The sequence below is a fragment of the Rubneribacter badeniensis genome (assembly GCF_002899695.1).
GTDB classification, from domain to species: domain Bacteria; phylum Actinomycetota; class Coriobacteriia; order Coriobacteriales; family Eggerthellaceae; genus Rubneribacter; species Rubneribacter badeniensis.
This window is the reverse complement of sequence record NZ_PPEL01000001.1, coordinates 45,060-58,119: the sequence shown is the minus strand read 5'-3', so window position 1 is coordinate 58,119 and position 13,060 is coordinate 45,060. Positions and strand designations below refer to the sequence as shown.

12 protein-coding genes are annotated in these 13,060 nt (G+C 63.5%); 5 read left to right on the top strand and 7 right to left on the bottom strand.

All coding sequences use genetic code 11. The features are described from left to right. Positions 1–148: 148 nt before the first annotated feature. Together C2L80_RS14510 and larE are read right to left on the bottom strand one after the other, a co-directional pair. The gene (locus C2L80_RS14510) at positions 149–274 is read right to left on the bottom strand and encodes a hypothetical protein (RefSeq protein ID WP_255396424.1); all 126 of its coding nucleotides are present in this window, start codon (positions 272–274) and stop codon (positions 149–151) included. 295 nt (positions 275–569) lie between these two features. Continuing rightward, positions 570–1,766 (bottom strand): ATP-dependent sacrificial sulfur transferase LarE, encoded by a 1,197-nt coding sequence (larE, locus tag C2L80_RS14220; protein WP_239938611.1) that lies wholly within the window; start codon positions 1,764–1,766, stop codon positions 570–572. Between the two features lie 231 nt (positions 1,767–1,997). Here larE and C2L80_RS00225 point away from each other — a divergent pair, with 231 nt between their 5' ends. The 4 genes from C2L80_RS00225 (at position 1,998) to C2L80_RS00210 (ending at position 6,389) form a co-directional block, all read left to right on the top strand. Continuing rightward, complete coding sequence (locus tag C2L80_RS00225) at positions 1,998–2,438, top strand: helix-turn-helix domain-containing protein (RefSeq protein ID WP_204217399.1); 441 nt, start codon at positions 1,998–2,000, stop codon at positions 2,436–2,438. 100 nt (positions 2,439–2,538) lie between these two features. Next, positions 2,539–4,368: a serine/threonine-protein kinase gene (locus tag C2L80_RS00220; protein WP_169998938.1), complete on the top strand. Its 1,830-nt coding sequence runs from the start codon at positions 2,539–2,541 to the stop codon at positions 4,366–4,368. Between the two features lie 142 nt (positions 4,369–4,510). Next, positions 4,511–5,365: a hypothetical protein gene (locus C2L80_RS00215; RefSeq protein ID WP_129589862.1), complete on the top strand. Its 855-nt coding sequence runs from the start codon at positions 4,511–4,513 to the stop codon at positions 5,363–5,365. Positions 5,366–5,429: 64 nt separating this feature from the next. Continuing rightward, complete coding sequence (locus tag C2L80_RS00210) at positions 5,430–6,389, top strand: hypothetical protein (protein WP_087194650.1); 960 nt, start codon at positions 5,430–5,432, stop codon at positions 6,387–6,389. A gap of 173 nt (positions 6,390–6,562) precedes the next feature. Here the strand turns inward: C2L80_RS00210 and C2L80_RS00205 are convergent, their stop codons facing one another. The 4 genes from C2L80_RS00205 to C2L80_RS00190 form a co-directional block, all read right to left on the bottom strand. Further along, on the bottom strand, positions 6,563–7,021 hold the full coding sequence (locus C2L80_RS00205) for an HI0074 family nucleotidyltransferase substrate-binding subunit (protein ID WP_087194651.1): 459 nt from the start codon (positions 7,019–7,021) through the stop codon (positions 6,563–6,565). Further along, on the bottom strand, positions 6,981–7,298 hold the full coding sequence (locus C2L80_RS00200) for a nucleotidyltransferase family protein (protein WP_157940999.1): 318 nt from the start codon (positions 7,296–7,298) through the stop codon (positions 6,981–6,983). The genes C2L80_RS00205 and C2L80_RS00200 overlap by 41 nt, the downstream gene beginning before the upstream one ends. Positions 7,299–7,305: 7 nt before the next feature. Beyond that, on the bottom strand, positions 7,306–8,370 hold the full coding sequence (ychF, locus tag C2L80_RS00195) for a redox-regulated ATPase YchF (RefSeq protein ID WP_087194653.1): 1,065 nt from the start codon (positions 8,368–8,370) through the stop codon (positions 7,306–7,308). Between the two features lie 72 nt (positions 8,371–8,442). Continuing rightward, complete coding sequence (locus tag C2L80_RS00190) at positions 8,443–9,825, bottom strand: sodium-dependent transporter (protein WP_087194654.1); 1,383 nt, start codon at positions 9,823–9,825, stop codon at positions 8,443–8,445. A 247-nt stretch (positions 9,826–10,072) separates the two neighbouring features. On the opposite strand from C2L80_RS00190, the gene asnB reads away from it, so the two are divergent. After that, positions 10,073–12,193 carry an asparagine synthase (glutamine-hydrolyzing) gene (gene asnB / locus C2L80_RS00185; protein ID WP_087195399.1) on the top strand — a complete coding sequence of 707 codons (2,121 nt, stop codon included), beginning with the start codon at positions 10,073–10,075 and terminating at the stop codon, positions 12,191–12,193. A gap of 28 nt (positions 12,194–12,221) precedes the next feature. Here asnB and C2L80_RS00180 read toward each other — a convergent pair whose 3' ends face one another. Further along, a complete protein-coding gene (locus tag C2L80_RS00180; RefSeq protein WP_087195400.1) occupies positions 12,222–13,034 on the bottom strand; it encodes a hypothetical protein in 813 nt (270 codons plus the stop codon). Positions 13,035–13,060 lie beyond the last annotated feature (26 nt).

The following is a 13,060-nucleotide window of genomic DNA, read 5'->3' as shown; positions in this document are numbered from 1 at the left end:
CTCCTCCCGACGCGCTTTCTCCGCGATGTTCGCGGACGGCCTTGCACCGTGCGGGCCGATATGTATAATGAAGGCATCGGCGATGCCCGTGAGGTTGTAAGCTCCGGACGGGTGACGCTGGGTAGATTGGGCGGTTAGAGTTGCCTCTCTAGCCGCCTATTTTTTTCGCTTTCGCGCTGCCCTTCGTCTTCCGCCTTCGCCTCACCCAGTCGGCTGCCGCCATGAGAAACGACAGCACGGAGCATACTCCTGCGACCACGTTGAAACTATCCATAGGGTTCCTCCTCTCTCGAGGCGCCACCCGCCGGGCACGGACATCGCCGACGCGGAAGATTCTAACACGCAACCCCTGTCTTTTCCAGCGCAAATATAGCACTTGATCTGGGATTACTTTTTGCAAGCTTCATGCTTGAACCGCATTGGAATCGCGTGAGATCCGCAGGGACCCCGCGAAAGTCGCCCGCAAGATCCACGCGGCTTTCGCGCAAGGTTCCCGAATGATCCACCGGAGCGCGGATGCGGCCGCCCGCAGCGGCAAACACGGCCCCGAAGCCTTTCCGGAAGGCCCGTCAGCGACCCTGCAGCCGCTCCCATTCGCAGCGAGTTATGGAGTGGGCCAAATGGGGCATGGCGACGCCGCGGTAGTGCTTGGTGAACGTGAGGCGGTAGGTCATATCGTTGCGGGCGGCCACGCGCAGAGACGGCGCGTTCGTGTCGCGGATGATGGAGAACACCTCGTCGGCGCCCAGCTCGCGAAACGCGTAGTCGCGGCATGCGCGGGCCGCCTCGGTGGCGAAACCGCGGTGCCAGAACGCGCGGCAGAAGAGGTAGCCCACCTCGAGCACGCGCCGCCCGGCGCAGTCCTGCCACGTGAGGCCGCACTGGCCGACCATCTCGCCCGTCTCCTTGAGCGCAACCGCCCACAATCCGATGCCGTCGTCGCGATAGCGCGCCCGCTGCCTGTCAAGCCACTCCTGCGCCTCCGCATCCGAAAACGGGCCCTCGTAAGCGTACATGACCTCGGGATCCTGCAGCATCGAGCAGAGCGCGGGGAAATCGTCCTGGGTCATCTCGCGCAGGAGGAGACGGTCCGTCTCGAGCACCGCGCGCGGCCGGGGACGCCGTCCGTCCGCAACGCCGACGCGCGCCGCGGCGTCGTCGAGGGCCTTCTGCGTAAGGCGCTCCCCTGCCGGCACGTGCACCGCCAAACACGAGAAGCTGGGCTTGTCGGCCGTGAACAGCCCGAGGGCGCGCGACGCGGAGCGCACGTCGTCCTTCGTCATGCCCGCGCGACGCAGGGGCGACGCCACGCCCAGTTCGGCGAGTGCGCGAAAGCCCGGTCTGCGCGCGGGGTCGTCGCTCGCGTTCGTGCCATCGGCCAGCACTTCATAGCCGTCGGCCGCCATGCGCTCGCGGATGGTCGAGAAGATGAAGCGCTTGCAGCGGTAGCAGCGGTCGGGCCCGTTCGCGCACACCTCGCCCCGCGCGAGCACGTCGGCGTCGATCAGCTCGAAATCGGCTCCCAGATCGGCGGCCAGCCGCCGCGCGTCGGCGATCTCGAAAGCGGGCTGGAAGGCCGTGCGCACGGCGTAGGCCTTCACGGCGCAGCCCGCCCGCAGCGCTGCCGCCAGCAAATACGACGAGTCGCACCCGCCCGAGAACGCCACCGCAAACCGCGGCGTGCGCGCGAGAAACGCCACCAGCGGCTCGACCCCCGCCTCTTGGCCGGGACCCACCGAACGCCCGCCTTCCGCACGCTTCGTCATGTCCGCTCCTTCTCTCGCCGCACCTGCCGCACCTCGCCGTCTCCGAAACCGAGTCGCGCGGCGCACCCGCACAAGCCCTCGCCCCGGCAAGCCGTCGAAGCCGATATCCGCGCCCGCCCTCGCCAAACCGTTCGAGAAGGTGTCTTGCGATATCGAGTATCATGGAACTGTACCACATTCCGACAAGCGCCCGTGACATTACGACAACGCATGCACGCCAGGAGGACCACCGTGACCGAAGAGCGTTTGACAGAAGACCTGCTCGCACGACTGCTCGCGGCGGCAAGCCCGAAGGCATACCTCGACGAAGGGACCACGTTCGACCGCAGCCTCTCCAACTACCTGCACGAGCTGCTAGCCGCGAAGGGAATCAAACGTGCCGAAGTGGTGCGCGCCTCCGGGCTCAATCCGACAGTGGTCTACGATATCTTCGCCGGAAAGAGCCGTCCCGGCCGGGACAACGCCATCATGCTCGCATTCGGCGTTCGCTGCACGCTGCGCGAGGCCCAGCGGCTGCTGCGGCTGGCAGGAGTGGCCGAACTGTGGCCCAAGGTGCGCCGCGACGCCATCATCGCATGGTGCATGGATCGCGGGCTCACCCGCACCGCCTGCGATGACGAGCTGTGGCGCTTCGGCGAGAAGACGCTGCTCGGCACAAACGCGCTCAGGTGAGACGCATGCACGGCCCGCACCGGACCCTTCGCAGCCCGATTGAAAGACCCTGCGCCCGCTTCGCAGCGTCGGCGTCATCCCAGTGGCGGGAGAAATTCAGTTGCGGGCTGAGGAACGACGGACGAAGTCCGTCTACAATCTGGCTCATCACCTTTCCGGAGACCGCTTCGACCGAAGGCGGCTCCGCGGCGTCTGCGACCGCGAGCGTCCGGCGCGGGAGGTGATTCCGAAACACATGCCGAGAACGAGGATAGCCAGGTTGAACGAGGAGCGGGTCATGCACGCGATGGGCATCGATGATGCTTATCGGGTGGAGCGCGTGCTCGCCGAAGGGCGCACAGGAACAACGGAACGCGTGACCATCGACGGGTCGGGCCCGTTCGTGCGCAAGAAAATCCCCTCTTCGTTTGCGAACCGCGGCGCGTGGGCCGCGCTCGCGGAATGCGCCTGCCCGCGTCTGCCGCGGGTGGCGGCCACCTACGAGATGCCCGACCGGTTCGCAGTCGTCTACGATTATGTTCCCGGCGACACGCTCGAGCACGCGATGGCCGCTCGCGGGCGCTTCTCGCCGCAGGAGGCGGTGCAGGTGGTGCGCGACCTCTGCGAGGCGACCGCCGACCTGCACGCGCACGGGATAGTGCACTGCGACATCTCGCCCGCCAACGTCATCCTCGCAGCCGACGGGGCGCACCTCATCGATCTGGGGATAGCGCGTTCGATCGGCCAGAATCCCACCGACGATATCGGATCCTTCGGCACCTGGGGCTTCGCCGCGCCAGAGCAGTACGGCTTCGCGAACGTCGATGGACGCACCGACGTCCACGCCCTCGCCTGCGTGCTGGGCTATCTGCTCACCGGAGCCAAGCCCGACAACGACGCCTACAATCGGCTGCTCTCGGATGCCGCAACGGTGCCGCCCGCCCTCGCCGACGTCGTACGACGGGGAAGCGCTTTCGAGCCGAGCATGCGCTGCCAGACCCCCGCCGAGCTCGCCGACGCCGCCGAACATGCTTTGGACGCAGCAGCTACGACGAGCGTCCCGAGCGCTTCGAGCGTGACGACTCCGCAGGGAGCTCCCGCCGACGCGCCGAACGCGCGGTCGCGCTCTTCCGCATCGCAGACCCGACGCCATAAAATCGCACGAGGGGTTGTTATCGGGGTTGCAGCTATCGCAATCGTCGCAGCGGGTATCGCGATGATCGCGCTCGGCGTGAAACCCCTCTTGGACAGACTCAGCCTTCGACACATAGGCACCGAGGTCGAAAACACTTCGGAAATCCGCTCGGAAAGCTCATCGAGCAACCCCTTCGACCAAAATCCCGCCGATGTCACAGGAGGCGCCACATCGACTTCCGGACTGCTTGAAGTTGCCGAATCGGGGTGGTGTGTCGAATCTTCAGGTTATATATGCTACGGTGTGGGAATCTACAACAACACGTCCGAATTCGCCATCACCTACCCCGGCGTAACGATAACCGGCCGAGACGAAAACGGGAGCATCCTCTTTTCCCAAGATCAGATCGTTTCCGTTGCTCAACCGGGTCAAACACTCTATTTCGGAGGCATTGCCGGCAACGGCACGGCACCGGACTTCGTGGAGTTCGCCCCCATAGAACCTCATGACTGGGCTTTATCCCAACCAACAGGCACCGAGCCAACCTTTCAAACGAGCAACGTTTCCGCAGTGCCCGACGGCTTCGGCGGCGTGAACTTCACTGGCGAGGCCTCCCTGGAAAGCGGCGAGTACGAAAGCGCCGGCATGGGGCAGATAGCCGTAACGGTAATTTTGCGCGACGAATCAGGGTACATCGTCTATGGCGCAATCGGTTTTGCCAACCGCCCGACAGCAGAAAGAAGCGTCTCCTTCGAAGTCGCCGGCGGCAAAGTGCCTGCCTACAGCAGCATCGACGTGTATGTGCAGGTGTGGTGAGAGCCGCAAAGCCGCCTTCGATTCTTCCCCGCCCCCCTCAAAATTCAGTTGGCAACTGAGGAAATCGAGCTGGTATTTGCCTATCGTAAAAGCGCTCCCCAAAACCGCAAGGCATATTCCAAAGCAAAAGAGAGGCCGGATTATGAAGAAAAGGGTTTCCGTAGTCGCATCATTTGCGCTGTCTGCCATCATGGCAATGGCACTTGCATCATGCAGCAACACGGCAATCGACCAGTCATCATCAGCGCAAAAAGAGCAGCTTTCAGAAGGCCCGTCTGCCGCAAGGCAAGACGCAATGGAAATCAAACCTTCTCCGGACAAATACACTTGGTACGTTAAAAACTACAAGGGAATGAATGCCGCTTCGGTAGGATATGAATCGATGGCGGGTGATCGGCGAGATGCATACGGAGATGCGAACGTCAGAATCGTATTCGTTTCGAGCGACGGGACCTACCTTGACCCCGGCAACAACGAGCAGTTGGCTGAATATGTCGTAACCGGCCAGAACCTCGCTCCCAACACGGAAATCAAACTCACATATGCAAAAGATCCGGACGGAGGGGAATACAGCAACCTCGTAGATGTCGCCAATTACAACGACATAGTGCTTGCCGTGGAGAAACCGGGGCAAAGCAAGGCTATTGATGTCAACCTGACGCCGATACTTCCTTCCCCCGACAAGTACGTCCGTTATGTGAAAGATTACGTCGGAATGAACGTCGCCTCTGCCGGATACATCTCCATGGCCGGAGATTACCGCGACTACTATGGCAAAGGAAACGTGAAACTTGAACTTGTCTCCGACGACGGATCCTACATCGACCCCTCCGACATAGAGATGATGAGCCAATACGTCGTTACCGGGCAGAGCATTGAGCCAAATACGGAGATATCCATGACTTTTGGAACGGATTCCGAAGGAAAGGAATACGACAGCCTCGTTGCCACGCAAAGCGTCCAGTCCATCACGCTCAACGTCGCAAAACCACGTTAGCAAGCGACCGGCGTTGATGCCCATCAGGCAAAGGCCCCGTTTAGAGAGGATGGAGGATTGGGATATGGACGATCAAAGAGTTCCAGACAGCGCGCTCGCCCCCAAACCGCAGAGCGAAACGGACAGAGGGGCTGCGTCCGCGAACGCTTCGGCCGCAATCCCCGGATCCCCCATCGGGCAAAGCAGACACAACGACGAAGCGGAAGAGTTCGCATACGCGGTCATCCGGCGCGCAGTTTCGCTCACAGGCGTGAAAATCGATCGCGCCGCATTTCTTCGCGCGGAATTGAAAAAGCACAGTCCCTCCACCGATCCCGACCTCGCCATCGCCACAAGCCCGATCTCTGCCGGTGCCGCCCCTCAAGAAGTCGATGCAGCTGCGCGCGCTGTCATCGATTTCGAAACGAGGAAGTGCGCTGCGATTTCCTTCGCAGCGGGCATTCCCGGCGGCATAGCACTTGCAGGGACGGTTCCCGCAGACCTCGCACAGTATTTCGCGCACGTCATGCGCGTCGAGCAGAAACTTGCCTATCTGTACGGCTGGCAAACCTTCCTTGACAGCGACAACGAGATAGACGACCAAACCATTCTGGAACTCGTCATCCTCATGGGTGTGATGCTTGGTGTCGGAGGCGCAGCATCCCGGGTCACAAAGTTCGCAACAGATGTCGCAAAAGCCAGCGTCGCAAAGGCGATAGAAAGACAAGCCCTCACGAAAACGTCATGGTACCCTTTGGCGAAAAAAATCTTGCGGGCGATAGGCGTCAACCTCACCAAGAACGCGCTTTCCAAAACAGTCAGCAAGATCGTTCCCGTGATAGGCGGAGCCATATCGGGTGGATTGACGTACGCATCGTTCAAACCAAGCGCCGAGCGTCTGCGCAGGCATCTTCGCGCACTCCCCCTCTCCGGCATCGATCCGAACACTTCAAACGCAAAGCCTGGCGAAGCGACAGCGGTTCTGGCCGAAGCGCCAAAAACAACAGGTGAAGCCTTTTCGTCTTTGAGGAAGCGAGGCGAGTAAAACCCCATTGAGCACGAATCCACCCTGCGATGGCTTCGGCCCGCCCCTGCTTTTCATCCAAAGCCCCATCCCCTCATGCGAATCGCACCCTAGACAAATTCGCCGAAAGCACGGCCTCTTCGTTACGTCGCTGCCGAAAGCAGGAGCCGCGGCCAAGCGGCACATGCCATAGGCTAACCCTCTTCCCCGCCCTGGCCGGAAGATTCCTCCTGCGCTCGCCATGCGTCCACCTTCGCGTTGATGTCCTTCCCGAACGCTTGCAGGAAGGGAATCCAATCGTCGAGCACTCTGCGGGCACAGTCGAGTGCGAACTCGGCGTTGTAGTTGTGGGAAAGCTCGTTACGCACAAGGCGCATCTCGTTCCAGCGCGCGTCATCCTCGATGATGCCGTTGTAAGCCGCCTGCTCGATGGCCTCGCGGGGACTCCCCTTCGCCCAGTCGACGATGCCGTAGCGCTGGATCAGCACGTCTTTCATGAGCTTCCATGAAAGGTCGAAGGCGAGCTTGAACTTGCTGAGCAAGCCGGAGAGCACATAGGTGTCTTCGAACACAGGCTTGTCGTACGCTTGGCCAAGCTCCCAGATCAAGCCGTTAAGATTGGCCAGACGATCCGTATAAGACGATTCCGTCACGGTCGATCGCCTCCTTCAGCATTGGGCTCACCAGCCCGTTCATGCGAACGATATCCCACTTCTTGAGCGTCGGGAGCGCCTCGAGGTCGTCCTGCAGGGCATCCCAATCGCGAACCGTCCAACCCCTGCCAGGCCATACGGCGATATCGATGTCGCTTGTAGAATGCGCCGCGCCTTTCGCGAAGGAGCCGAACAGAACAGCCGCCGCGATGTTGCGCTTCCTCATGCACGACACAGCCGCCTCAAGGAGGGAATCTATGTCCCGTCTTCCTTCCACAGCTCCCTCACACATTGAACTTGAAGTGCATCACGTCGCCGTCCTGCACGACGTAGTCCTTGCCCTCTTGGCGCAGCTTGCCGGCCGCACGGCACCCGGCCTCGCCGCCCAGCTCCACGTAGTCGGTGTAGGCGGCCGTCTCGGCCTTGATGAAGCCGCGCTCGAAGTCGGTGTGGATGACGCCGGCGGCTTGCGGCGCTTTCGCGCCGATGGGGATGGTCCACGCGCGCGTCTCCGTCTCGCCGCTCGTGAAGTAGCTCTGCAACCCCAAAAGCTTGTACGCCTCGCGCACGAGGCGCGCAAGGCCGCTCTCCGCAAGCCCCATGGCCTCCAGGTACTCCTTCGCCTCGGCGGGGTCGAGCTCGGCCAGGTCGGCCTCCACCTTCGCCGAGATGGGCACCGGCTGGCAGCCGTCGATCTCGGGCAGGTCGGCGTCCAGCTGGTCCTCGTCCACGTTCGCGATGTAGAGCATCGGCTTCATCGTGAGCAGATGCAGGTCGTAAAGGGCTTCGCGCTCCTCGTCCGTCAAATCGAGCGTGCGCGCGCGATGGCCCTCGTTCAGCCCTTCCAGCGCCTTCTTCGCCGCGGCCAGCTTGGCCGCGCCCGCCTTGTCGCGCTTGGCTTCCTTCTCAAGGCGCGGGATGGCCTTCTCCACCGTGGCCATGTCGGCCAGCACCAGCTCGGTCTTGATCGTCTCCACGTCGGACTGCGGGTCAACGCGCCCCGCCACGTGCACCACGTCGGGGTCGCCGAAGAAGCGCACCACCTCGCAGATGGCGTCCGTCTCGCGGATGTTCGCCAAAAACTGGTTGCCCAGCCCCTCGCCCTGGCTCGCGCCCGCCACGAGCCCTGCGATGTCCACGAACTCCACGGTGGCCGGCACGATGCGCGCCGGATGGTCGATGGCGGCCAGCGCGTCGAGCCGCGCGTCGGGCACGGGCACCACGCCCACGTTCGGTTCGATGGTGGCGAACGGGTAGTTGGCCGCAAGGCCGCCCTTGTTGGTGAGGGCCGTGAACAGCGTGGACTTGCCCACGTTGGGCAGGCCGACGATACCGATGGATAGCGACATGAGAGTTCCTTTCGAAAGACACCGCTTCATGATAGCACCCCTTCGCCCGTGCGGGCGAAGGGGTGCGTCCGGCTACATCACGAAGAAGCCGAACTGCTGGGCCACGTACGCGATCAAAATGACCGTCACCAGCACGGGTGCGATGTACTTGATCATAACGACGAACAGCTTCTCGGACTTGAACGGCCCGGACGACTTCACCTCGTCGACGACCACCTTCGGCTTCACGATCCACCCCACGAACACGCACGCCATCAAAGCTGCGATGGGCATCATCACGGAGTTCGAGATGAAGTCAAGGAAATCGAGGATGGCCGTTCCCTCGCCGAACGGCTGGATGAACGACAGCTGGTTGTAACCGAGATTCACCACCACGGCCGCACAGGCGATGAACGCCACCACGGCGGCGAACGCCTTGCGGCGGCTCCACCGCAGCGAATCCGCCACGATGGACACGCACGTCTCGGTGAGCGATATCGCCGAAGTGAGCGCCGCGAAGATCACCAGCAGGAAGAACAGGAACCCGACGAGCACCGCCACGTCCCCCATGCGGTTGAAGATGTCGGGCAGAATGACGAACATGAGCGACGGGCCCGATTTCGCCGCCACGGCCTCGCTCGACCCCATAGCCGCGAACGCCGTGGGCACGATCACCAAACCGGCCAAGAAGGCGAAACCGGCATCGAACAGCTCGATGCGGCGCACCGACTGCTCCAAATTGTCCTTCTTGCCGAGGTACGAGCCGTAGGTGATCATGATGCCCATCGCCAAGCTCAAGCTGTAGAACATCTGCCCCATCGCCGCGATCACCAGCTCGGGGCCGAACTTGCTCATGTCGGGCGTCAGGTAGTACGCCAAGCCGTCGAGCGCGCCCGGCATCGTGAGCACGTACGCCGCCAAGCCGATCGTCATGAGGATGAGGATGGGCATGAGAACCTTGTTCGCCTTCTCGATGCCGCCTTTCACGCCAAGGCCCACGACAATGAACGTCGCCGCCAAAAACAGCAGCATCCACAGATAGCTTTCGGGGTTGTTCGACGTGAAGCTGGCGAAATACGCGCCCCCATCGGCCAGCGCGGCCGGACCATCAAGCAGATAGGCCGCCGCGTACTTCGTCACCCAGCCGCCGATCACGCAGTAATACGGCACGATGACGAACGGGATAACGGACGTGAAGAAGCCGATGAACGCGTATTTCTTGCTCAGCGTCCTGAACGCTCCGATGGCGCTCTGCCCCGTCTTGCGGCCGATGGCCACCTCCAGCATCATGAGCGAGAATCCGAACGTCACCACGAGCACCATATAGGTGATGAGGAACGCCCCGCCGCCGTATTTCGCCGCCAAATAGGGGAAGCGCCACAGGTTGCCCAAGCCCACGGCGGACGCCGCCGCCGCCAAAATGAACGCCCACTTGCTCGACCAGAGCGAGCGCAGGGGCGCGCCGGTTGAAGCCATCGCGAAAAACCTCCATGTCGAAACGAAACCTGCAAGGAAAGGCGCCGCGGCTCCGCCGCGGCAAAAGCGGAAGGGGCGCTTGTTCGCAGCCCGCCTCCGCATCATGGCCCGAAACAGTAATTGTAACGGCAAACGACCCGATTGCGGCGATGTTTTTTTCACACGGGCGACAACGCGACCCGACAGAGCAGACATCGTCACGCTATCATGATGCGCGAAGGAAAAGACGGACAAGGAGAACCCACCCATGTGCGGCATCTGCGGATTCACCGGCGCCTCGCAAGGCGACCTGCCCATCCTGAAGGCCATGTGCGACATCATGGCGCATCGCGGCCCCGACGGCGAGGGGCAGTACCTCGACGGAGGCGTGGCACTGGGGCACCGGAGGCTGTCGCTCATCGACCTCGAAGGCGGCAACCAGCCGATGGTGCGCGCCGACGGCGGCCGCGACGCCCGCACCACCTCGCCGGCGCTCGCGCTCGACGGCACCCCGCTCGCGGGAGCGGAGGACGCGGCGGCCACCGGACAGTACGCCATCGTGTTCAACGGCGAGATCTACAACTACCGCGACCTGCGCGCCGAGCTGGAGGCGCAAGGCTGGGCGTTCAAGACGCACTCAGACACCGAAGTGCTGCTCACGGGCTACCTCGCCTGGGGCGAAGACGTCCTTTTGCGGCTGCGCGGCATGTTCGCGTTCGCCATCTGGAACCGCGAGACACGCGAGCTGTTCTGCGCGCGGGATTTCTTCGGCATCAAACCGTTCTACTACACGGTGCAGAAGGGGAAAGGCGGCAGCGCGGATGCAACGGCGGGCGAGAGCGCCGAGGCGGGCAGCGCAACGGCATGCGCGGGCGCGGCTGACGGCAGCGCGGGGACCAGCGCGGCAACCGCCCCCCGATTCATCTTCGCTTCCGAGATCAAGTGCATCCTGGAGCACCCCGCCTACGAGCGCAAGCTCAACGAGGACGCGCTGGAGCAGTACCTGTGCTTCCAGTTCAGCGCGCTCGACGAGACGTTCTTCAAGGGCATCTTCAAGCTGCCCCCGGCGCACTGCCTCACCGTACGCGCCGACGGCACCGTCGAGATGCGCCGCTACTGGCGCCCCGCCTACGATTTCGACGAGCGGCGCAGCCGGAAGGACACCGTGGATGCCATCGACAAAGCGCTGCGCGAGAGCGTTCGCTACCACAACGTGGCCGACGTGGAGGTGGGGTCGTTCCTTTCGAGCGGCATCGACTCCAGCTACATGGCGGCGTGCCTGGCGAAGGAGAACCCGGACATCAAGACGTTCACCGTGGGCTTCGCCGAGTACGAGGACGAGCGCGACGAGATCAGCTGGGCGCGTGAGCTGGCCGACGAACTGGGCATCGAGAACGACTCCAAGCACATCGGCGAGGACGAGTACTGGGAGAGCCTGCCGCGCGTGCAGTGGCACATGGACGAACCCTCGGCCGACCCGAGCGCCGTGGCGCTGTACTTCGTGGACCAGATCGCCGCGAAGCGCGTGAAGGCGGTGCTGTCCGGCGAAGGGGCCGACGAGTTCTTCGGCGGCTACCGCATCTACCAGACGCCGTTCGCCAACGAGAAGCTGGCCTGGGTGCCGAAGGGCCTGCTGCGCGGCGCGTCGAAGGCGGCCCGCGCGCTCGGCGTGCGCGGCGCGAACTACCTCGAGCGCGCGAGCGAGACGCCCGAGGACTGGTACTACACGAACGCGAACGGCGTGGCGTTCAGCCCCGAGGAGCGCGAGCGGCTGCGCGCCGGCAAGCGCGCGGCGGGCACGGACGCAAACGCGGGTTCCGCTGCGGGTGCCGCCGCAGGCGCGGCCGTCCCCACGCCGCAAAGCCTCACCGCCCCCGTGTACGCCGAGGTGGCACACCTCGACGAGACGACGCGCATGCAATACGTGGATTTGCACTTCTGGCTGGTGGGCGACATCCTGCTGAAAACCGACAAGATGTCGATGGCCCACTCGCTGGAAAGCCGCGTGCCCTTCCTGGACACGCAGGTGTTCGACGTCGCGCGCACCGTGCCGCTTGCGCTCAAAGTGAACGCCGAGCAGACGAAGATCGCCCTGCGCGAGGCGTCCGAGCGCGCCATCCCGCACGACTGGGCGCAGAAGGAGAAGCTGGGATTTCCCGTGCCCGTGGTGAACTGGTTGCGGCAGGATCGCTATTACGCCCTGCTGAAGGAGTGGTTCACCGGCCCGGAGGCAGAGGCGTTCTTCAACACCGACGAGCTGGTGCGGCTGCTCGACGAGCACAAGGCCGGCGCCGACCGCTCGCGCAAGATCTGGATCGTCTACATGTTCCTCATGTGGTACCGCATCTACTTCGTGAACCGCACCGTGCCCGAAAAACCCGCAGCATGAAAGAAGGCTCTTCGCGGGGCCTTCTTCGTCAGGCGAGCTTCGACGCGTCGACGGCCACGAGGTGGCCGTGCTCGTCCTCGAACACGCACAGGCCGCCGTCGCGGCTCTCGTACAGATGCCGGAAGCGGGCGAAGCGCTCGGCTCGCGTCGGCGCGGGCGCGGGCAGGACGCCTTCGCCCGCGGGAGAGAAGCCTTCCGGCTCTTCCGCAGAACCCTCCGGATCCTCCACGCCCCCCTCCCCGCCGTCTGCGGCGCCTTCGACGGCCTCTCGAACGGCCTCCTGCACGAACGAGGAACCCGAAACGGAGCAAGGAGGCACGCCCTCGCCCAGCCCCCAAGACTCAGGCCCTTCGCCCTCCGGCATCGCCGCCGAAGCGATGCGCGCTGCGGACGGCTCTTCATTCGCCTCAGCTTCAACCACGGCACTTGGCTCCTCCCCCGCGGCACCTTCGACCGTCACGGCTCCTGCATCCGCAGACCCCTCGTCCCGCGCATCCGTCGCAACCTCCGAGGCGTCGTCATCTGCGACAGCCTCCTCGCCGCGTGCGCCGTCAAGCGCTGCAGCGGCAAGGCCGCCTTCGAACACTTCCATCCCCGATGCCATCATCTGCGCTGACGACGTTTGAAAGCCGACCCCTAAGCGAGAGCGCAACGACAGGTTCGACTGGGCGATGGACGCAAGCTCGCTTCCGCGCTCTGCGAGCGCTTCGTCGTCTGCCCGCTCCAAAAGCCTGCCGATCTCGAGCACGCGGCTCCACGAGCGGGCGTCCAGATCCTCTTTCAAGGACACGATCCTCTCCACCTCGCGCGCCACGCGCTTTTCCGTTGAACCACCGAACATGCAAGCCGCCTTTTCTTGGAAGGCCC

Excerpts from the sequence above, each read along its gene's own strand:
- C2L80_RS14510 (WP_255396424.1), bottom strand. The coding sequence starts at position 274 with ATGGATAGTTTCAACGTGGTCGCAGGAGTATGCTCCGTGCTGTCGTTT.
- larE (WP_239938611.1), bottom strand. The coding sequence starts at position 1,766 with ATGACGAAGCGTGCGGAAGGCGGGCGTTCGGTGGGTCCCGGCCAAGAG.
- C2L80_RS00215 (WP_129589862.1), top strand. The coding sequence starts at position 4,511 with ATGAAGAAAAGGGTTTCCGTAGTCGCATCATTTGCGCTGTCTGCCATC.
- C2L80_RS00210 (WP_087194650.1), top strand. The coding sequence starts at position 5,430 with ATGGACGATCAAAGAGTTCCAGACAGCGCGCTCGCCCCCAAACCGCAG.
- ychF (WP_087194653.1), bottom strand. The coding sequence starts at position 8,370 with ATGTCGCTATCCATCGGTATCGTCGGCCTGCCCAACGTGGGCAAGTCC.
- C2L80_RS00190 (WP_087194654.1), bottom strand. The coding sequence starts at position 9,825 with ATGGCTTCAACCGGCGCGCCCCTGCGCTCGCTCTGGTCGAGCAAGTGG.
- asnB (WP_087195399.1), top strand. The coding sequence starts at position 10,073 with ATGTGCGGCATCTGCGGATTCACCGGCGCCTCGCAAGGCGACCTGCCC.
- C2L80_RS00180 (WP_087195400.1), bottom strand. The coding sequence starts at position 13,034 with ATGTTCGGTGGTTCAACGGAAAAGCGCGTGGCGCGCGAGGTGGAGAGG.